20 protein-coding genes and 5 tRNA genes are annotated in these 19139 nt (G+C 46.2%); 20 read left to right on the top strand and 5 right to left on the bottom strand.

From position 1 onward, the window contains the following. Nucleotides 1-60: 60 nt before the first annotated feature. From Q1V85_RS05955 to Q1V85_RS05895, 13 genes are all read left to right on the top strand, one after another. Entirely contained in the window at nucleotides 61-804 is a 744-nt protein-coding gene (locus Q1V85_RS05955) for a hypothetical protein (protein ID WP_300598369.1), read from the top strand. A 10-nt stretch (nucleotides 805-814) separates the two neighbouring features. Continuing rightward, nucleotides 815-1549 carry a class I SAM-dependent methyltransferase gene (locus Q1V85_RS05950; RefSeq protein ID WP_300598368.1) on the top strand — a complete coding sequence of 245 codons (735 nt, stop codon included), beginning with the start codon at nucleotides 815-817 and terminating at the stop codon, nucleotides 1547-1549. 178 nt (nucleotides 1550-1727) lie between these two features. Further along, a tRNA-Thr gene (locus Q1V85_RS05945) sits at nucleotides 1728-1800 on the top strand. A gap of 87 nt (nucleotides 1801-1887) precedes the next feature. After that, a tRNA-Tyr gene (locus tag Q1V85_RS05940) sits at nucleotides 1888-1970 on the top strand. A gap of 135 nt (nucleotides 1971-2105) precedes the next feature. Further along, nucleotides 2106-2178: transfer RNA gene (locus Q1V85_RS05935), tRNA-Gly, on the top strand. Between the two features lie 80 nt (nucleotides 2179-2258). Next, nucleotides 2259-2330 (top strand) — tRNA-Thr (locus Q1V85_RS05930). 168 nt (nucleotides 2331-2498) lie between these two features. Next, complete coding sequence (gene tuf / locus Q1V85_RS05925) at nucleotides 2499-3686, top strand: elongation factor Tu (protein WP_300598367.1); 1188 nt, start codon at nucleotides 2499-2501, stop codon at nucleotides 3684-3686. 68 nt (nucleotides 3687-3754) lie between these two features. Further along, a tRNA-Trp gene (locus Q1V85_RS05920) sits at nucleotides 3755-3825 on the top strand. 91 nt (nucleotides 3826-3916) lie between these two features. Beyond that, entirely contained in the window at nucleotides 3917-4114 is a 198-nt protein-coding gene (gene secE / locus Q1V85_RS05915) for a preprotein translocase subunit SecE (protein WP_235553651.1), read from the top strand. A 3-nt stretch (nucleotides 4115-4117) separates the two neighbouring features. Continuing rightward, entirely contained in the window at nucleotides 4118-4711 is a 594-nt protein-coding gene (gene nusG / locus Q1V85_RS05910) for a transcription termination/antitermination protein NusG (RefSeq protein ID WP_300598366.1), read from the top strand. Nucleotides 4712-4864: 153 nt separating this feature from the next. After that, on the top strand, nucleotides 4865-5476 hold the full coding sequence (locus tag Q1V85_RS05905) for an OmpH family outer membrane protein (protein ID WP_300598365.1): 612 nt from the start codon (nucleotides 4865-4867) through the stop codon (nucleotides 5474-5476). A gap of 99 nt (nucleotides 5477-5575) precedes the next feature. Beyond that, nucleotides 5576-7096 (top strand): amino acid permease, encoded by a 1521-nt coding sequence (locus tag Q1V85_RS05900; RefSeq protein ID WP_300598364.1) that lies wholly within the window; start codon nucleotides 5576-5578, stop codon nucleotides 7094-7096. A gap of 146 nt (nucleotides 7097-7242) precedes the next feature. Then, a complete protein-coding gene (locus tag Q1V85_RS05895; RefSeq protein WP_300598363.1) occupies nucleotides 7243-7764 on the top strand; it encodes a hypothetical protein in 522 nt (173 codons plus the stop codon). Here the strand turns inward: Q1V85_RS05895 and Q1V85_RS05890 are convergent. The 5 genes from Q1V85_RS05890 to Q1V85_RS05870 form a co-directional block, all read right to left on the bottom strand. After that, nucleotides 7754-9487, bottom strand: a complete 1734-nt coding sequence (locus tag Q1V85_RS05890) for a M14 family zinc carboxypeptidase (protein ID WP_300598362.1) — start codon at nucleotides 9485-9487, stop codon at nucleotides 7754-7756. The genes Q1V85_RS05895 and Q1V85_RS05890 overlap by 11 nt on opposite strands. A gap of 23 nt (nucleotides 9488-9510) precedes the next feature. After that, nucleotides 9511-10245: a pyridoxine 5'-phosphate synthase gene (locus Q1V85_RS05885; RefSeq protein ID WP_300598361.1), complete on the bottom strand. Its 735-nt coding sequence runs from the start codon at nucleotides 10243-10245 to the stop codon at nucleotides 9511-9513. Between the two features lie 203 nt (nucleotides 10246-10448). After that, on the bottom strand, nucleotides 10449-11294 hold the full coding sequence (locus tag Q1V85_RS05880; protein ID WP_300598360.1) for a 5'-nucleotidase, lipoprotein e(P4) family: 846 nt from the start codon (nucleotides 11292-11294) through the stop codon (nucleotides 10449-10451). A gap of 67 nt (nucleotides 11295-11361) precedes the next feature. Then, nucleotides 11362-11634 (bottom strand): hypothetical protein, encoded by a 273-nt coding sequence (locus tag Q1V85_RS05875; protein WP_300598359.1) that lies wholly within the window; start codon nucleotides 11632-11634, stop codon nucleotides 11362-11364. Nucleotides 11635-11663: 29 nt separating this feature from the next. After that, on the bottom strand, nucleotides 11664-12533 hold the full coding sequence (locus tag Q1V85_RS05870) for a hypothetical protein (RefSeq protein ID WP_300598358.1): 870 nt from the start codon (nucleotides 12531-12533) through the stop codon (nucleotides 11664-11666). An 87-nt stretch (nucleotides 12534-12620) separates the two neighbouring features. Here Q1V85_RS05870 and Q1V85_RS05865 point away from each other — a divergent pair, with 87 nt between their 5' ends. The 7 genes from Q1V85_RS05865 (at nucleotide 12621) to Q1V85_RS05835 (ending at nucleotide 19086) form a co-directional block, all read left to right on the top strand. Next, nucleotides 12621-13592, top strand: a complete 972-nt coding sequence (locus Q1V85_RS05865) for an acyl transferase (protein ID WP_300598357.1) — start codon at nucleotides 12621-12623, stop codon at nucleotides 13590-13592. A gap of 38 nt (nucleotides 13593-13630) precedes the next feature. Beyond that, complete coding sequence (locus Q1V85_RS05860; protein WP_300598356.1) at nucleotides 13631-14584, top strand: hypothetical protein; 954 nt, start codon at nucleotides 13631-13633, stop codon at nucleotides 14582-14584. 131 nt (nucleotides 14585-14715) lie between these two features. Next, nucleotides 14716-16089 (top strand): D-alanyl-D-alanine carboxypeptidase/D-alanyl-D-alanine-endopeptidase, encoded by a 1374-nt coding sequence (dacB, locus tag Q1V85_RS05855; protein ID WP_300598355.1) that lies wholly within the window; start codon nucleotides 14716-14718, stop codon nucleotides 16087-16089. 273 nt (nucleotides 16090-16362) lie between these two features. Further along, on the top strand, nucleotides 16363-17355 hold the full coding sequence (locus Q1V85_RS05850) for an aldo/keto reductase (protein WP_300598354.1): 993 nt from the start codon (nucleotides 16363-16365) through the stop codon (nucleotides 17353-17355). Nucleotides 17356-17388: 33 nt separating this feature from the next. Beyond that, nucleotides 17389-18120, top strand: coding sequence for a hypothetical protein (locus Q1V85_RS05845; RefSeq protein ID WP_300598353.1), 732 nt, complete (start codon nucleotides 17389-17391; stop codon nucleotides 18118-18120). Continuing rightward, a complete protein-coding gene (locus Q1V85_RS05840) occupies nucleotides 18083-18631 on the top strand; it encodes an antitoxin Xre-like helix-turn-helix domain-containing protein (RefSeq protein ID WP_300598352.1) in 549 nt (182 codons plus the stop codon). Before Q1V85_RS05845 ends, Q1V85_RS05840 begins: the two co-directional genes overlap by 38 nt. Further along, nucleotides 18631-19086 carry an RES family NAD+ phosphorylase gene (locus Q1V85_RS05835; protein ID WP_300598351.1) on the top strand — a complete coding sequence of 152 codons (456 nt, stop codon included), beginning with the start codon at nucleotides 18631-18633 and terminating at the stop codon, nucleotides 19084-19086. The genes Q1V85_RS05840 and Q1V85_RS05835 overlap by 1 nt, the downstream gene beginning before the upstream one ends. Nucleotides 19087-19139: the final 53 nt, after the last annotated feature.

Genomic DNA, 19139 nt, shown 5'->3' with positions numbered 1-19139 from the left:
TCAGGAGCGGCTGCAAAGCCGCTCTTTTTTTATGTAATTTAACGATCAGCGCATCTCCCAATGAAATACCATTGCAATGCGTACGGGATACCTTATTCTGTTATTGACGGGGCTTTGATCGGGTGCCGGTCAAAACCGGCTAAAAATGCGTTCCTTCAATTGCCGCATGGCCGGATGGAAAGGATGGTAGACAGTGTATTCAGGCACGATACACGTAATCTGCACCGGTTTGCAGCTTCCGACAGGGATGATCGTTACTGGAACGTTTTTGAGGTGGATCCGTATCTTTCAGCGGATACGGCCTATCAATGGATGAATAGAAATGAGGAGCCTCATTTAAATCCCTTTAAAGAGAAGGACGATCGCTCCCTTCCGGCAAGACGTTCATCCAAAATAGACCACTATATTACCGTACGCAACTATTTTGAGGGGAAGGAACATTATTTTCAAAATAATATAGGAGCGAATAGTAATTGCCAGGCATATTTGGAAGATGACACCCTGCGGATTCAAATAGGGGCATGGTACGGACTGGGCGGGGAAGGGTTTTTTATTTATCAATCCGGGGCCAGGTTCCTTTCTATGCCTTATTATTATGATGATGTTATAGACTATCGGGAGCCGGAGCCCCGTAATATTCCGCTATGGCAAAAACTGGTGTTGGATAAAGCTACCTATTCCATCGGGGACAGTCTGTATGGCTATATTTCCTTCGGATCGGTCTTTTACAATAAATACGGGACCCCTTCCGGAAATAAGGCCAATGGTTTTTTCAGAACTGTAATTAAAAAAAGAGATTGGTAATTTTGCGGCCATGGAACAAAATAAATATGATGATCCCGCATTTTTTGAAAGTTATAGTCGCATGCCCCGTTCGCAGGAAGGATTGAGCGCGGCAGGAGAGTGGCCGGTGTTGCGTGCGATGCTGCCGGATCTGCAAGGTAAGCGGGTACTGGACCTGGGCTGCGGCTATGGATGGCATTGCCGCTATGCCGCGGAACAGGGCGCTGTTGCAGTAACTGGTGTAGACCTGTCTGCAAAAATGCTGGAACAGGCGCGCGGCTATAAAGGATATGCCCAGATCCGGTATCTGCAACAATCCGTTGAAGCGGTTGATTTTACTCCGGGGTCCTTCGATGTGGTCATCAGCTCCCTGGCGCTGCATTATATTGCGGATTATGGCGCTGTGTGTAAAAAGATCTTTGATATGTTAACGAACGGGGGCTGTTTCGTCTTTTCGGCGGAGCACCCCGTGTTTACAGCAAGGGCTGAGCAGGATTGGATTTACGATGCGGCGGGAAACCGCCTGCACTGGCCGGTAGATCATTACCAGGAAGAAGGCCGCAGAGTAACCCGTTTCCTGGATCACGAAGTTGTCAAATATCACCGCACCATGGCCACCTGGGTGAATACGTTGCTGGAGACCGGGTTCAGGATCCGGCAGGTTGCTGAGCCGCAGCCCGCACCGGAACTATTGCAACACTATCCGGAAATGCAGGACGAAGGCCGGCGGCCGCTTTTTATTTTAATTGCAGCGGAAAAGCCTTAATAAACAACTAAAAAGGGCAAGGGGTATCGTTTTTATTTTTACAATAAAAATTTATAAAAAAATTGTCCAACAAAATTTATTGAATGATAAAAAAGCCTTACTTTTGCCTTCCCAATTTTTGGAGCTGTTCAGTACTGTTTTTCAAGCACTAACTACCAGAAATTAGTTCTTTTCATAAGCCGAAGTAGCTCAGTTGGTAGAGCAGCTGATTTGTAATCAGCAGGTCGCGGGTTCGACTCCCTTCTTCGGCTCAGTTAAGTTGACAAGTTGAAATGTTTATAGGTTAACAGGGCGTGCCTTATCAACATTTAAACTTGCAGACCTGTCAACTTAAAAAAGGGTAGTTGGCCGAGTGGTTAAAGGCGACAGACTGTAAATCTGTTCTCTTCGGAGTACGGAGGTTCGAATCCTTCACTGCCCACAGTGCAATTTGAAAATGTGTAATTTGAAGATTTGAAAATAGCACCTTTCAAATGCAGGAGTTCTTTGGGTTTTGAATGTTTGCAGAAGATTTAATTTTCAGATTAACTCATTTTCAAATTTTCAAATTAGTTAAGCGGGAGTAGCTCATTTGGTAGAGCGATAGCCTTCCAAGCTATAGGTGGCGAGTTCGAGCCTCGTCTCCCGCTCTGTTTCGTTTGTAGTTGAGCCCCGCCTCCGGCGGGACGGGGATTTGTTTTAAACAGGTCCTGAGCTATCAACTGAGATCGCCGTTGTAGCTCAGGGGTAGAGCACTTCCTTGGTAAGGAAGAGGTCGTGAGTTCAAGTCTCATCAACGGCTCTAGATAGAAGCAGTCATTCCGGTTAAAACCGGTATCAATGACTCTTCTTTTGGTATTTTAGATGAGTTGCGCCTCTGTAGAAGCAATTCAGCTAAGTATTGCAATCCAGCCCTGGCTGGATTTGTGAATAAATAAAAATTTAGTAAAAACAATTAAAAAAGATAACAATGTCAAAAGAGACCTTTAAGCGGGAGAAACCCCACGTAAACATTGGTACCATTGGCCACGTTGACCATGGTAAAACCACTTTGACTGCCGCTATTACCGAGATTCTTTCTAAGAAAGGTTTAGCTCAGGCAAAAAAATATGACGATATCGATGGTGCACCTGAAGAAAAAGAGAGAGGTATTACAATTAATACAGCTCACGTAGAATATGAAACTGCCACTCGTCACTACGCACACGTAGATTGCCCCGGTCACGCTGACTACGTTAAAAATATGATCACTGGTGCTGCCCAGATGGATGGAGCCATCCTGGTGGTTGCGGCTACTGATGGTCCGATGCCTCAAACAAAAGAACACATCCTTTTGGCTGCACAGGTAGGTGTACCTAAAATGGTGGTTTTCTTAAATAAAGTAGATCTGGTTGATGATCCTGAACTGTTGGATCTGGTTGAAATGGAAGTACGCGATGAGTTAACCAAGCGTGGTTTCGACGGTGACAACACTCCAATCATCAAAGGTTCTGCAACCGGCGCATTAGCTGGCGAAGAAAAATGGGTTGGTGCAATCACTGAACTGATGGATGCTGTAGACAGCTACATTCCGCTGCCTCCCCGTCCGATTGATCTGCCGTTCCTGATGAGTGTTGAGGACGTATTCTCAATCACTGGTCGTGGTACCGTTGCAACTGGTCGTATCGAAAGAGGTAAAGTTAAAACCGGTGAGCCTGTAGAAATCGTAGGTCTGATGGAAAAACCCCTTACTTCTACTGTAACAGGTGTGGAAATGTTCCGCAAGATCCTGGACGAAGGTGAAGCTGGTGATAACGCAGGTCTGCTGTTACGCGGTATTGAGAAAACTCAGATCCGTCGTGGTATGGTAATCTGCAAACCCGGATCTATCACTCCGCACACTGAATTCAAAGCTGAAGTTTATGTACTGAGCAAAGATGAAGGTGGTCGTCACACTCCGTTCTTTAACAAATACCGTCCTCAGTTCTACTTCCGTACAACAGACGTAACCGGTGAGTGTACATTAGCTGAAGGTACTGAAATGATCATGCCTGGTGATAACACCTCACTGACTGTAAAACTGATCACTCCGATCGCGATGGAAAAAGGTCTGAAGTTCGCGATTCGTGAAGGTGGCCGTACAGTAGGTGCTGGTCAGGTAACTGAGATTATCAAATAAGTTTGATAAGATTCTTTGAAATATAACCAATTAGCTAATTGGCAGCCCGCCGATTAGCTAATTAGTTTACGGGCATAGTTCAACGGTAGAATAGAGGTCTCCAAAACCTTTGATCAGGGTTCGAATCCTTGTGCCCGTGCTAAACAAGTTCATTGTTTATTCGGTAATAGTTCATAGTGATGTATGTTATATAGCCATGAACCATAAACTATGAACCATAAACTATTAAGATGAGCAAGTTCGGAGATTATGTAAAAAACAGCTATAAGGAGCTGGCAGAAAAAGTAACCTGGCCTACCTGGGGCGAACTGCAGCAATCTACTATGATTGTGCTGGGCGCTACGGTACTGATCACTGTGATGATCTGGCTGATGGATTTTATTGCCGGAGGCGGGCTTAATTTTTTATACAAAATCCTTTATAGTTAGAGAATGGAAGATGCAAACATAACAGATAATGCAACTCCGGCGGCACCCCAGCAGGATACCAAATGGTATGTATTGCGGGTGGTGAGCGGTAAAGAGCGGAAGGTAAAGGAGTATCTGGATAAAGAAATATCGAGAAGTGAGTTTGAAAAGGTGGTGAAGCAGGTATTCCTTCCCGTGGAAAAGGTATATAAAGTACAGAACGGGAAAAAGGTAATGCGGGAGCGGAACTACTATCCGGGTTATGTGATGGTTGAAGTGCTGGATGGAAAAATGAGCGATGACCTGAGAGACCTGGTGGTGAACACCAATAGCGTTATTCATTTCCTGGGAAAAGATAACCCGATCGCGCTCCGGAAAGCAGAGGTGAATAAGATGCTGGGCCGAATGGATGAGATGGCTGAAGCAGGTGGCGTAAGCATGGTAGAGCCGTTCATTGTTGGTGAAACCATTAAGATCGTTGAAGGTCCGTTTAATGATTTCAACGGTGTTATTGAAGAGGTGAACGACGAGAAGAAGAAACTGAAGGTTACCGTAAAGATCTTTGGAAGATCTACACCGGTAGAACTGAACTATATGCAGGTTGAAAAGATTGTATAAGACACCTGCACTGTATTGAATGAAGCCGCCCCCGTTTGGAGGGGCGGCTTTTTCATGATGTTAAGGCTATCATAAGATACGCACTGAAGATTTTTTTTGTTTAATTCATTGGTATATTGCAAGTTGTTTTATATTTATTGTAAAAATTGAGAAATGAAGAATGCGCTCCTTGTTGTAAATGCATTACTGGTAGTTGCAGTGGTATTTTTGTTATACAAACAGTTTAACGGAGGTACCGGTGCGAGCGGGGCTCCGCATGCCGGTACAGCACTTTCAAAAGGTAAAGATTCCATGCTGCATAAGAATGCTGTATTTGCTTATATCGACATGGATTCGATCCAGGCACATTATGAACTGGCCCGGAACATGGAGCGTGAAGTAGATAAGAAGAAGAGTGCGATTAGCGCGGAACTCGATAAGATGGACAAATCGTTTAAAGCAAAAGTGGGCACGTATCAGCAGCAGGGGAATACAATGACCGAAGAACAGGCATTGGCAGCCCGTCAGGATGTTGAAACCACCCAGTCGCAAATGATGGAAAAACGGCAGGGCTTAATGGATGAGTTCAACAACTTTGTAGCCAGTAAGAATATGAGTGTAAAGAAAAAGATCGAGGAGTTCCTGAAGGTATTTAATTCCGATGGTACCTTCTCTTTCATTTTTGCTTATGAGCCGGGTTTGTTTTATTATAAGGATACCACCTATGATATTACCCGGGAGGTAATCAAAGGGCTCAATGAACAATATATTAAGGAAAAGAAATAATATTTCGGCCGGACCTTCTTAATGACCTTGCTTTTAGCAGGGTATTTTTTTGCCGTTTATTTCCAATAAAATCTTATTTTGGGCTAATAAATTAAAACAATGGCGGAGAAAGTTGCGTTTAAACAATCGCTCAATTTATTTGATGGTACAATGATCGTAGCCGGATCCATGATTGGTTCCGGTATTTTTATTGTAGCCTCGGATATGACCCGGCAGGTAGGATCTGCCGGCTGGCTGGTTGCGCTGTGGGTGATTACAGGGCTGATGACTGTTTTTGCAGCGGTAACCTATGGGGAGCTTTCTTCCATGTTTCCAAAGGCGGGCGGACAGTATGTATACCTGAAAGAAGCGTATAACCCGATGGTGGGATTTTTATATGGCTGGAGCTTTTTTTCGGTGATCCAAACAGGTACCATTGCAGCGGTTGGTGTTGCCTTCAGCAAGTTTGCAGGCTACTTTATTCCTGCGCTTACGATGGATGAACGCAATCTTCTTTTCGATTTCGGCTGGGTGCGTATTTTCCCGGCACAACTGGTTTCCATTGCACTGATCATTTTTCTAACATACATCAATACACGCGGCGTAAAGGATGGAAAGATCATCCAGACGATATTTACCATTGTTAAACTGTTCTCTTTATTCGGCCTGATCATATTTGGTTTACTGGTTGCCGCTAAAGCGGATATCTGGAATGCAAACTGGGCCTCGGGTTTTGATATGAAATTTACTACGCCCGTTACGGATGCTGCCGGTGTAAAACAGGGCTGGTCGGTATTTCAATCTCCAGGCAGCATGATGGTGGGCCTGGGACTGATCAGCGCTGCGATGGTGGGATCGGTTTTCAGCAGTGTAGCCTGGGAAAATGTAACATTTATTGCAGGGGAAATCAAGAATCCTAAACGCAATGTAGGGCTAAGTCTTTTTTTAGGAACGCTTGTGGTAACGGTTGTATACCTGCTGGCAAACCTTATGTACCTGGCCGTTTTACCAATGATTCCGCCTGCATCCGGTGCAACCATTGCATATGCCCCGGAAGTAGCAGACCCCAATATTGCATTTGCCGTTCAGGATCGTGTGGCAACTGCAGCAGCCTCTTCTATATTTGGTCACTACGGTGCTGCTATTATCGCTGTAATGATCATGATCTCTACTTTCGGATGTAATAACGGATTGATTCTTTCCGGTGCGCGGGTATACTATACAATGGCTAAGGATAAATTGTTCCTCCCACAGGCCGGCACCCTCAATAAAAATGCGGTGCCGCAGTGGGCACTGTGGGCGCAATGTATCTGGACCAGTATTTTATGTCTCAGCGGCAAGTATGGCGTTTTGCTGGATTATGTAGTGTTTATTACCGTGGTGTTTTATATTCTTACCATCGTCGGTGTTTTCCGCCTGCGCCGGAAGCGCCCCGATGCAGAACGTCCCTACAAAGCATTTGGTTACCCGGTTATTCCCATTATCTATCTCCTGATGGCCGGCACACTGGGTATCGGATTGTTGTATGAAAAGACCTTTACCTCATTATTAGGCCTGGTTATTGTTATAATTGGAGTGCCGATTTATTATTACTATGCCCGCAAAGCCCAGAACAATCCGGGCGAAAGCACTGGCAGTTAGCCTGCTGGAACCGGCACTGTTAATGCCGCAACCATTCCGGGAAATGCCGGTAAGGCAAATGGGAGTGAGCGGAGTTTTATACGCCAGGCCGGTGCATGCGTGAGAAAGACATCGGCGGATTGTCGGACATAAAATAAAATACATCCATGCAATTGAAGACAGCATTAGGCGCGTTGACCCTCTTTTTTTTAATTGCCTGCAAAGGGAAGGTAACCATGACTGCAAAGCAGTATAGTGATGAGATTGCAGGTTTGGAGCAAAGTCTTGCTGAGCCCATACGGCAAACAGAAAATAAAATTAAAACATGTGCAGACAGTGCTGATTATAAATGTGTTTCGGCAGCTGCGGAGAAGATGGAAACCGTGATACAGGAGAAAGTAGACCGGATCGAAAATATTGATGTTTCCAAATTTACGGGCGGAGATGATTTTAAAACCGTGGCTGTCCGGTACTTTGAATATTTTAAAGGATTATATACCGCCTACAGGGCAATTGGTGATGCCCCGGATGAAGCGGCCCGTATTGAAGCCAGTAACCGGATGAACCAGGTGCTGACTGCGCAGGAAGAGGTGATCCTTCGCCTGCAGGAGACACAGGTCCGGTTTGCTGCAGAAAATGGATTTATACTGGAAAGAACACCGGAGGCTCAACCCGGCGCTAATCCATAATCCGGAAAACAGGATAGCGCATAAAATCGGGATCTTTATACGGCGATTGATTGAATATAAAGGTGAGTTGTGCTGCAGCACTGTTTGCAAAAGCGGTATCAGATCTGCGCTTTTCTTCAAGGGCGGTCCGGAGCGCAGCGTTTCCCTTTAGATATCCGGCTGCAATGTCTTCGTAATTGTATGCAGAATACCATTCCTTATTGTTTAAGACCCCGTCAAAAAAGTTCCAGGCAAAATAACTGTCTTCATAATAGGGCTCCAGTGTTTCAAACAGGAAGCGATTGGCCGCCTGGTTCATCGGGATCCACCAATCTCCTTTTCTAAAACGAAGCTGCTGCTCTTTTGCTTCCACTTCCACATCCGTATTGGCATGATGCATTTGGTAGGGCGTTGGGGAAGACCGGTATTTTGTGATATAATAGGCCTGCACGGTTATCGTGGTATCCCGGGTCAGCTGCTGCATTTTTATCTTATTTGCCTTTAAGCGGTCGGTTACTTTCCACCAACCCTGCGGAATGATATAGGCCCGTGGTTTGGTTACAAAACGCTGTGGCCGGTATACATTATAAAAGGGGATCTGCCGGGTAAACGGTTTGGTGCGATCGTAGTAAAGCCTTGGTAGGCCAGATACCTCACTTTTTTTCCGGGTAGCTTCGTATCCTTTAAAGGTAATGGTGGTGGCCGCGGCCGAATCCAGTTTGTATTGCGCCGGAAAAGATACGGCACGCGTGGCTTCTGCACGGGCTTCCCGCCTCAGCTGTTGGATCTCATGACCATGAGCTGCCGCAAAGCCGATAAAACTTTTCATTAGCGCATAAGTGGCTTTTACGCGCTGGGGATAGGGCTTCAGCATATGCGTTTCCGGTACAAATGCAAAAGAATGAAAGAGCGTTGCATAACCGCTGGCATAACGGGGACTGTCCCAGAATGCGGACCAGCCATTGGTAACCGCATCTCCAAAATCATTCACATAAGGAATGAGGTCAAAACCTTCTTGCTGCATGCGGCTGTAAAGCTCCGGCTCAAATTGCCGGTTCATAAATTCCCCCATTTTTCCACCCAGTTTATTATGCTGAGATGAGAGGAGCGTCATTACATGCTGGTAGTCGGCTCCATTGCTTACATGATTGTCTACAAATATATCGGGATCTACCTGGTGAAAGATTTCAGTAAAGGCCAGGGCATCCCGGGTATCACATTTTATAAAATCCCGGTTCAGGTCCAGATTTTGGGAATTGCCTCTCGATCCGAATGCGTCCGGGCCATCCTGGTCTACCCGGTAATAAGCACTGCGGTTCAGACAGCCCCCGATATTGTAAACCGGTATCAGGGCCAGCACCACGTTATCCGGAAGCCGGAGCCTTTGCTCCGCAATATCACGTGCCAGCAGCATTGATGCGTCAATGCCATCCGGCTCCCCGGGATGGATGCCATTATTAATCAGCAGTACGGTCTTTTTCTGTTGATGCGCTTTTTCAAAACTGATGACCGGCTGGTTACTGATGGTTACCAGGTGTAGCGGAAACCCTGCATCTGTCATGCCCATCGGGCGCATCTGCACCTTGTCCGATCGTTTGTCAAGCTGTTGCCACCATTGAATAACTCCGGCATATTCGGGTGTTTGCTTCCCGTTGCTGGTTTCAAAAACAGTCGTAAGCTTTTGCGCAGGTGCTGCCACGGCAAAGAAGATCATTGCCAGGAAAAGAAAAGAAATGCGGGTCATAATCAATGCAAATAAAAAGGAAGTTAGAGGCTGCTTCTCATGGCCAGTTGCCGTTTGTACAACTGGATCGTATTTTCAAAACCCAGGTACAGTGCATCACAGATCAACGCATGGCCAATACTTACTTCATCGAGCCAGGGAATCTGCTGACTGAAATAATTCAGGTTGTTTAAATCCAGGTCGTGCCCGGCATTGAGCCCCAGTCCCAGCTCCCGGGCTTTTTCAGCAGCGGCCAAATACGGAGCGATGGCCGCCTCCCGGTTTTGCGGAAAGTTTCGGGCATAGGCTTCTGTATACAGCTCGATCCGGTCGGTTCCCACGGCTGCCGCACCTTCCACCATTCGCGGATCAGGATCTACAAAAATAGATACCCTTATACCTGCGGACTTAAAAATGCCGATGGTTTCTTCCAGGTATTGCTGATGCTGAATGGTGTCCCATCCATGGTCCGATGTTAACTGCCCCGTGGCATCCGGAACAAGGGTTACCTGGTGGGGTTTTACTTCGAGCACCAGGTCGATAAACTTTTGCTCACGGCTGTTTCCTTCAATATTAAATTCGGTGGTCAGCAGCGGTTTTAAATCATGCACATCTTTATAGCGGATATGCCGTTCATCCGGCCGGGGATGAACCGTGATGCCATCCGCGCCGAAATTTTCCGCATCCAGCGCCATTTTGATAAGATCCGGATTGTCGCCACCACGGGAATTCCGGAGCGTAGCAATTTTATTAATATTGACCGATAATTTTGTCATCATTGATATATTTAATAGAGGGACCGGTTCTGATATAAAGCCGCTTCAAAGCCCCTTTGCGCTGCCCTTGTTGCAATGTACACTATTTTGTGCTTTTCCCGGGATGAAACCGGTGGAAGCATATCAGAACTTCGGGGATTGTATTAAGATCCGGAAGTTCAACTTTTATTTTTAAAAATTGTGTTACCGGCTGGTGGGGGTATGACTTAATACGCAGACAAATTGGCCCGGATTGCGGACTCTTTTTGCGCGGGTGTAAGGCTGTGTTGATTTCCGTAAAGGGCATCTTCCCATCCGCCATAGGTTGGGTTGGGAAGGATGATAAACCGTGTGCCAAATGCGGCGGCATTCTCCTTTACCTGCTCCAGCCGTTCTGCTGTTGTTTTTTTATCCCAGAGATTACTAAAGTCTGCGAGGTTGTCGCCCAGCAGTAAAAGAATGGAATAGCGCATAGCGATGGACAACCGGCGTTTTTCTTTTGAAGATTCACCCTGCATCATAATCAGGTGTTCGTTGTCTGCAAAAGGATAGCGGTATTTTTTAAGGTTCGCCATGGTGCCGGCACGTTCCTGCTCGCCCCGGTTGGTAATATAAAAGACCGTAACGCCTTTTGAAGCCGCATAGTTAAAGAAATCAACACTTCCCGGAAGCGGAAGGGCAGCTCCTTTTCCGGTCCATTCCTGCCATGTTTTGCTGTCATAATCCTTGCCCTGCAAGGCCTGCCGAACAGCATAGGGACTATTATCCAGGAAGGTTTCGTCAATATCGGTAATAATTGCAGGTGGTTTCTCCGATGATGCCAGTGGCAGGGAACGATCCAGGCTCATCCGGGCCGTATTATAGGCCTGGTAGCAAAGCGCGGCATACTCTGCGGCTTTTTGCTGGTACAGGGAGCTCCAAAGCTTTCCGTTTGTAGTTGTTTTTGAAGTATCCGGCTGCTGCACTAACTGCCGGGAGGATGTGCAGGCACAAAGCACGGCCAGGAGTATGGTCTTTAGCGTGTTTGTTATGGCTGCCCTTGTATTTTTCACGGGGGAAATAAAAACTACCATGTGTAAAATTTTTTATGAGGCTTCATTGTAAAAACGTTACACATGGTAGCTGCGCCGCGTGCGGCCCTTAATTATTCAGCACGCCTTCTTCCAGTTCGGTAACTAATAATTCCTGGTTATCGGTAACCCATTCCGGCATTGACATTTTAGTGGTAAGCTGCCACTCATTGTCTTCCTTCAGCAGCCTGAAAAATAAGCGGTTTCCACGGTCATCCGCTGTATCTACATCAAACACATAGCTGCCGGCATTGTTGTTTTTCCGGTAATTAAATTCTCGTAATCTGCCATTGATTTTTATCAGGCGGGTAAAATGTACAATTTTATTAAATGAAGTATGCATAAGTTATATCTATCAATTTTTGTGCTAACTTATCGTGTATACATTTCAATCACCATTTTCATAAAATATAACACGGACGTCAGCGCCATCAGGCCGTCTAAAATAAAATAAAAAAGGTAATCATTTTTAGATTTTATTGCGAAGGGATACAGCAGGTAGGTGAGCACCGCCGGCAGGGCCAGAAAGATGAAATGTATAAGGTCTTGAGTATAAGTATATAGTATGTAAGAACCTGTAATGTTTATAAGAATAAACAAGATGAAAATTATTTTTATTTTTTCGAGCGGCAGTATGGTCACCAGGCTTTTTATTCCTGTTTGCTTGTCAAATTGTTTATCCCTCAGGTCAAAGAGAATGCAAATGGCAAAAATCAGCGCAAACCGGTCGGCCACATAGATATAATGTCGCGTTTGCCAGGTGATCTGCTGTACAAAAAAGGTTAGCGCGGTAGTTACATAGGTCCACATGGCCGCCAGTAAAAAGGTTTTGCCAAGGATGTACCGTTGCAGCGACCGGAAAAAACGATGCGGAAATTTTGGAGCGGTATACATTACGGTTAACCCCCCGGCGGGCAGGATGTACAGCCAGTAGGGTTTTAAACGGATGAGGAAGAAGGCGGTGCCTATGGCGCTGATGACAAAAAAAACAGCGTGCACTCTTTTATGCTGCCGGAGCCAATCCGTACGGCTGGCTGTAACTTCTACATCCGCATTGGTAAGGTACCAGTGAATGCTATAACTGGAAAGCGTAGAAAAAAAGACAAATGCGGCATAGTCTGCCGGAAGTTTGCCAATATCGAAAACCGCAACTGTACAAAGACACATGGCCACTGCGCAGCATGCGATGAACAGGTTGCTGAAAATGATAAAATCAAAAAAAACTTTGCCCTTTGCTGTCATGAGAACCGGGTTTCTGCTGCAAACTTAATCCTTTATTATCTGTGCCCTATTTGTATTTTTGCGGCATCTCTCATGAAATTGGAAGCGTTGAAAGAATCAGTATTTACTGTTGATGCGGCAGGGTTCGAAGCCCTGGCAAAGGAGGTGTTCCTGTTTCAATATCAGCACAATAAAATATACCGGAGTTATGCGGACGCTATCGGGTGTAAGGCGGGTACCGTTTCCCGGCTTTCTGATATCCCTTTCCTGCCCATCCGGTTCTTTAAAACACACGAAGTGACCGCTACCGCTTTTGAGCCCGAAGTATATTTTGAAAGCAGCGGCACTACCGGTACCGTTAACAGCCGGCATCTGGTAAAAGAGTCCGCTTTATATACTCAAAGTTTTACAAACGCCTTTGAGCTGTTTTACGGACCGGCAACGGACTTTTGCATCCTGGGCCTGCTGCCTTCTTACCTGGAGCGGGGACATTCTTCGCTGGTTTTTATGGTAGACCAGCTGATCCGCGACAGCAAACATCCGCAAAGTGGTTTTTACCTTCATGATGTTGCATCCCTGGCTCAAACGTTGCAGCAACTGGAGGAACGTGGGCAAAAGACCCTGCTGATTGGGGTAACCTATGCGCTGCTTGATTTTGCCGCGCAGTTTCCCCGGGAACTGAAACATACCATTGTTATGGAAACTGGTGGTATGAAAGGACGAAGACGCGAGCTGATCCGTGCAGAGGTGCACGATGAGCTGAAGCGAAATTTTGGCATACCAGTGGTGCACTCTGAATATGGTATGACGGAGCTGCTCTCCCAGGCCTATTCAAAAGGAGCGGGTATTTTTAATACGCCACCCTGGATGCGGATGGTGCTGAGGGAGGAAGAAGATCCGCTTTCGGTTATCACCCGGCCGGCCCGTGGTGTATTGAATATTATTGACCTGGCAAATATTTATTCCTGCAGCTTTATCGCAACGGACGACCTGGGCATCGTACATGCCAACGGGACCTTTGAGGTATTGGGCAGAAGGGACAACAGCGATATACGCGGCTGTAGCCTGCTGGCGCTCTGAACGGTTTAAGAAGATCAGCGCTTCATGCTTTTAGAATTATGAAATCAAAAATCCTTTTTCTTTTATTGCTGCAGGGCATCTGCCAGTGGCTGGGTGCACAGGTGCAGGAAGCTGTGCAGGATTCACTGGAAAATGAGCGCCTGGCGCAGATGGTAACCCTTTCGGAAGTGGTGATCAATAACAAACTGAATGTACCGGGTTTCATCGACCGTGTTAAAAAAGATACGAGCTTTTATAAGGCGTTTAAAAATTTAAGGGTGCTTAGCTTCTCTTCATTAAACAATATTGTAATGAAGGATAAGCGTGGGCAGCAGATCGCATCGCTCAACAGTAAAACCCATCAGACCTACCAGGGTGGCTGTCGTACCATGACAAAAGAATATGAGAACACAACGGGCGATATGCTGGATAAGAACGGTGATTATAATTACTATACGGCTGAATTATATGCCGGCCTTTTCTTTACCACGGGAAAAGTGTGCGGGGAAACAAATATTGTAGGAAATGCCGGTTTAAATCCCAGGGAAAAATCCGGTATTGAAAAACGTAAAGAGCAGTTGAAGATGTTGTTTTTTAATCCGGGAAAAAAGATCCCGGGCATTCCGCTGATGGGTGAAAAGAGCAATATATTTGATCCCCGCATTGCGGATCTTTATGATTATACCATTGACTATGTTTCGTACAATGGCAAGAATGCCTATAAATTTGAGATTAAGGCCAAGGCGGGCTTGAGCGGATCGGACCGGAGCCGGATCGTATATGATCAGATGACCACCTGGTTTAACGACCATAGTTTTGAAATCATGGGTCGTAGCTATGACCTGAGCTATAATACCGGCGCCTATGATTTTGATGTACATATGGAGGTAGCATTAACAAAGGTGGGGCGCCTGCTCGTGCCTTCGGTGCTTCGCTATATCGGTAACTGGGATGTGATCTTTAAAAAAAGAGAACGGGGCATGTTTACGGCTACTTTGTTTAATTTCAGATAGCATGCTGCGGTTTGTGTAAACCGGCTGTTCAGGGTTTATAAAACGATACCTGTGTGCCATCAAAAATCTTCGATTTCCGATGCGGTTCTTCCTGAATTATGTTGTACTTTCCCTTTCTTAACAAGACGACTATGCGATTTTTTTCTCTTTTAGCAATGCTGCTGGGGTGGATAACGGTTCATGGGCAAACGGCTCAAAAGCTTACGGCGGCGATGGATGTATTTAATGCCGATGCGCAATTGAAATATGCGTTGAGCTCGCTGTATGTGATTGAAGCCTCAAGCGGAAACGTGGTTTTTGATCAGAACAGCAAAACAGGGATGGCAACGGCTTCCACAGAAAAGATCGTAACCGCCGCTACAGCGTTTGATATTTTGGGCGCAGATTACCGGTACCAAACCCGGTTTGGCATTGTGAACACGCCCCGGGGAAAGAGCCTGTATATTGAGCCGGCCGGAGATCCCAGTTTGGCCAGCTGGCGCTGGACGGAAACAAAGGATAGCGCCTTCCTTACAAGACTTAAGACCGCATTGCAGCGGGAGGGGATTAAAGAACTGAATAACGTGGTGATCTATACCGGCAAATGGGGCGATGAAACCATACCGGAGGGCTGGATCTGGCAGGATCTCGGCAATTATTATGGCGCCGGCGCACAGGCGCTCAACTGGAGAGAGAACCAGTTTGACCTGGTATTAAAGTCGGGCACTGCGTTGGGTAGTCCTGTTTCTGTGGTAAAAACCATTCCTTATCTCTATGATTACCGGATCACTTCACAGGCTACGGCTGCTGAAAAAAATTCGGGTGATAACAGTACTTTGTTTTATCCTTCTATGGGCCGGCAAACGGGATTGCTAACCGGTACCATTCCCGCAGGTCAGAACGCATTTGTGGTATCCGGATCGATCTATGACCCTGCCAACCAGTTTGTAAAAACGGTGATCAGCAGCCTTAAAGGTACGGTTCGTTTCTCCAGCAATGAAGGAGCGACAACGAACAGGGAAGCGGGGAATGTAAAATGGGTTTACACCAACAGCTCCCCGGAACTTTCAAAGATCATCTACTGGTTTTTACGAAAGAGCATCAATCTTTATGGAGAAGCTTTGTTACGCACCGTAGGGCTAAACCGGAAAGGTATGGCCACTACCGATAACGGAATTGCAGCAATTCAGGAACATTGGAAAACAAGAGGTGTGGATGCGGATGAACTGCATTTGTATGACGGATCCGGGTTATCGCCGCAGAACAGGATCACAACAAGAGCACAGGTTACTATTTTAAGGTATGCCCGGGAGCAACCCTGGTTTGCGGATTATTATGAGGGCTTCCCCTTGTACAATGATATGAAGATGAAAAGCGGCACCATCAACCGGGTTAAAGGCTTTTCCGGGTATCAAAAATCCAGGGATGGAAAAGACTATATTTTTTCGTTCCTCGTGAACAATTACAGCGGAAGCCAGATGGCGCTGGTACGGAAAATGTATAAGGTGCTGGATGAGCTGAAGTAGTGAATGGGCAGTAGGCAATAGGTAATAGTGAATAGGTAATAGTGAATAGGCAATGGGCAGTGGTGAATAGTCAATAGTGAATCGATTCCGTCTGGGGTAAACGATTTTAAGGGATGGCTGCAGGTACGCGGGTTGCGCCTGCGGCGTTTTCTCTGCGGTATTTTGGGTACGATTAAAGCTGGTGCTAAAGCTGCGAATCAGGGGCTTTAAGGAACAACATTAAGTAGTGAACCGGAAATCAACGAATCATTTTTATATAAAATAGTTTATACAATGAAATTTAATCCATCAAGATATACCGAAATGCAATACCGCCGCTGCGGTGCATCGGGTTTAAAACTGCCGGCTATTTCGCTGGGACTCTGGCATAACTTCGGTGATGTGGATGATGAAAAAGTGTATCGTAAAACCTTGCATACGGCATTTGATGCCGGTATCACCCATTTTGACCTGGCCAATAATTATGGTCCGCCCCCCGGATCTGCGGAAACCAATTTTGGTAAGATCCTGCATACGGATTTTAAACATCACCGGGATGAGCTGATCATTTCTACCAAGGCCGGGTATACGATGTGGGAAGGACCTTATGGCGATTGGGGATCAAAAAAATACCTGGTATCGAGCCTCGATCAAAGTCTTAAGCGCATGAAGCTGGAATATGTTGATATTTTTTATCATCACCGGCCGGATCCCGAAACCCCGCTGGAAGAAACAATGGCAGCACTGGATCTGATCGTGCGGCAGGGCAAGGCCTTATATGCAGGGATCTCTAACTACCGGAAAGAAGAGGCCGCCGCGGCATTTAAAATACTGAAAAAACTGGGCACGCCCTGCGTGATCCATCAGCCCAAATACTCAATGTTTGAGCGCTGGGTAGAGGATGGATTGCTGGACCTGCTGGGAAAGGAAGGCGTTGGTTGCATTCCTTTTTCACCGCTGGCCCAGGGACTGCTGACCAACCGGTACCTGAAAGGCATTCCTAAAAATTCAAGAGCTGCTAAAAAGCATGGCTTTCTGCAAAAGGAACAGATCACGAAGGAACGGCTGCAGCAGATACAGGAGTTGCATACACTTGCGGCTAAACGGGAGCAAAGTCTTGCTCAAATGGCACTGGCCTGGCTTCTGAAAGATCCGCGGGTCACATCGGTGCTGGTTGGGGCTTCCTCCAGCGCACAATTGCTGGATTCTGTAAGTTGTCTTAAAAACAGTACCTTTAGTATAACAGAATTGAACCAGATCGCCCGGATCCTGAACAGGCATCCATAATGGTATCCTGATCCGGCTTTAAAAGCACTACTCATGAAAATAAACGGTCAATTTTTTCTATTGCCTTTGTTCTGCGTGATCCTGCTTGCCGGTTTTTCAAAACCGGTTGCAAAAAAGTCGGTCACCGGAAGCTGGAAGTACACCAGGGGTAATGAAACCTGGATGCTGATGGCGGCAGACCAGTATTGCATGATTGCACATTATGATGCTACCGGCAAAAAGTTTTTCAAAACCTTCGGTGGATTTCAGTACCTGGATAAGGGAACATTACAGCTTAATTACCGTTTTCATTCCGAGGATAAAAGTAAAACCGGCACCACCGGTGCTTTTGTGTGGAATGTAAAAGATGGTTATGTTGAAAGTAACCTGTCTGGCGAAACCGGCAAATGGATCCCGGCAGGAACCGCCAGCAGTGAACGAACCGGCGTTTGGCGGATCACCGGACGTAAAGAAGGAAACAACCTCCGGGAAATGCAACTGGCACCAAGACGCACCCTGAAATTTCTTACGGATGACCGTTTTCAGTGGGCGGCCATCAATATAGAAACGGGCGAATTTTCCGGCACGGGCGGAGGCACCTACACATTTAAGAATGGAGTGTATACAGAAACGATCGCCTTCTTTTCGAGAGATAGTTCCAGGGTAGGCATGTCCCTTCAATTTAAAGACCACCTGGAGGATGGACATTGGATCCATACCGGGTTGAGTTCCAAAGGCGATCCGATCTATGAAGTTTGGTCCAAGACAGCTGAAACAGAACGATAAGAAAAAATACAGATTCCGACAAAAAACATATACCTTTGTGACAAATGACACAATTATGAAAAAAAACATAAAGCGATATCCCGTTATCGAAGACCCGCCCCTTTCAATGGTCTCTGATTTTGAGGCTATTTATGAAATACCTGATAAAACCACCAAAAGAACGCCTGCAGTAAAAGATTTCACCTACACACATTTTAAGCGAATAGCAGACCGGGCACCTTTCAGTTTGAATGAATGGGCGGATCTTCTTTACATCTCCGAGCGCTCGCTTCACCGCTACGCAAAAGAAGGCGATGGTTTTAATGGATTGCAAATAGAGCGGATCCTTTTACTTGCAAAGCTCATTGATATCGGGAATGAATTTTTTGGCAAAGAGGGCTTTCGCCAGTGGTTGCACAGCCGGCCTTTTTCACTGAATGGGGCTACGGTCAAAGAATTGCTCACCACTCATACCGGAATTCAGGAGGTTATAGATCTCCTTCATCGTTTAGAACACGGAATTTCTGCCTGATGTTTATTTATCGCCTGGTACACGCACCCTACAGGGAAGATATATCTGGTTTTGGCGCTTTCCTTTACGGAGGACGCTGGAACTCGAAAGGGGTATATGCGTTGTACACCGCTGAACATATCTCCCTTGCAGTGCTGGAGATTGTTGTTAACTACGACAGGGGCCTGTATAAAATGCTGCCGGAGTATTATCTTCTAACGCTGAAGGCGCCGGAAAGCCGGATGGTGCAGGTGCAACCACATGTATTAAAAGAAAAGTGGGTGGAGGATTTTGAATATACCCGGTTTATGGGCGACCAGTTCCTGCTTCAACAAACACACCTTGCCATGAGGGTTCCCTCAGCTGTAATCCCTGAAGAATCGAACCTGCTGTTAAACCCACAGCATCCTGAATTTAAGAAAATAAAAATTGTAGACGCCCGGCCTTACGGGCTGGATAACCGGTTGTTTGGATAGCTGCTTTAAGGCGCTGCAGGTTCCAGGTTGGATTCCGGGTTTACGCTTGATGC

Origin of the sequence: Niabella sp., assembly GCF_030150205.1 — a bacterium.
Taxonomy (GTDB): domain Bacteria; phylum Bacteroidota; class Bacteroidia; order Chitinophagales; family Chitinophagaceae; genus Niabella.
Note: the sequence above shows the minus strand (reverse complement) of the source record. Positions and strands in the feature narration are given on the sequence as shown.

Coding starts and splice junctions, on each gene's coding strand:
- Q1V85_RS05955 (WP_300598369.1), top strand. CDS start 61: ATGAAATACCATTGCAATGCGTACGGGATACCTTATTCTGTTATTGAC.
- Q1V85_RS05950 (WP_300598368.1), top strand. CDS start 815: ATGGAACAAAATAAATATGATGATCCCGCATTTTTTGAAAGTTATAGT.
- tuf (WP_300598367.1), top strand. CDS start 2,499: ATGTCAAAAGAGACCTTTAAGCGGGAGAAACCCCACGTAAACATTGGT.
- secE (WP_235553651.1), top strand. CDS start 3,917: ATGAGCAAGTTCGGAGATTATGTAAAAAACAGCTATAAGGAGCTGGCA.
- nusG (WP_300598366.1), top strand. CDS start 4,118: ATGGAAGATGCAAACATAACAGATAATGCAACTCCGGCGGCACCCCAG.
- Q1V85_RS05905 (WP_300598365.1), top strand. CDS start 4,865: ATGAAGAATGCGCTCCTTGTTGTAAATGCATTACTGGTAGTTGCAGTG.
- Q1V85_RS05900 (WP_300598364.1), top strand. CDS start 5,576: ATGGCGGAGAAAGTTGCGTTTAAACAATCGCTCAATTTATTTGATGGT.
- Q1V85_RS05895 (WP_300598363.1), top strand. CDS start 7,243: ATGCAATTGAAGACAGCATTAGGCGCGTTGACCCTCTTTTTTTTAATT.
- Q1V85_RS05890 (WP_300598362.1), bottom strand. CDS start 9,487: ATGACCCGCATTTCTTTTCTTTTCCTGGCAATGATCTTCTTTGCCGTG.
- Q1V85_RS05885 (WP_300598361.1), bottom strand. CDS start 10,245: ATGATGACAAAATTATCGGTCAATATTAATAAAATTGCTACGCTCCGG.
- Q1V85_RS05880 (WP_300598360.1), bottom strand. CDS start 11,294: ATGGTAGTTTTTATTTCCCCCGTGAAAAATACAAGGGCAGCCATAACA.
- Q1V85_RS05875 (WP_300598359.1), bottom strand. CDS start 11,634: ATGCATACTTCATTTAATAAAATTGTACATTTTACCCGCCTGATAAAA.
- Q1V85_RS05870 (WP_300598358.1), bottom strand. CDS start 12,533: ATGACAGCAAAGGGCAAAGTTTTTTTTGATTTTATCATTTTCAGCAAC.
- Q1V85_RS05860 (WP_300598356.1), top strand. CDS start 13,631: ATGAAATCAAAAATCCTTTTTCTTTTATTGCTGCAGGGCATCTGCCAG.
- dacB (WP_300598355.1), top strand. CDS start 14,716: ATGCGATTTTTTTCTCTTTTAGCAATGCTGCTGGGGTGGATAACGGTT.
- Q1V85_RS05850 (WP_300598354.1), top strand. CDS start 16,363: ATGAAATTTAATCCATCAAGATATACCGAAATGCAATACCGCCGCTGC.
- Q1V85_RS05845 (WP_300598353.1), top strand. CDS start 17,389: ATGAAAATAAACGGTCAATTTTTTCTATTGCCTTTGTTCTGCGTGATC.
- Q1V85_RS05840 (WP_300598352.1), top strand. CDS start 18,083: ATGAAGTTTGGTCCAAGACAGCTGAAACAGAACGATAAGAAAAAATAC.
- Q1V85_RS05835 (WP_300598351.1), top strand. CDS start 18,631: ATGTTTATTTATCGCCTGGTACACGCACCCTACAGGGAAGATATATCT.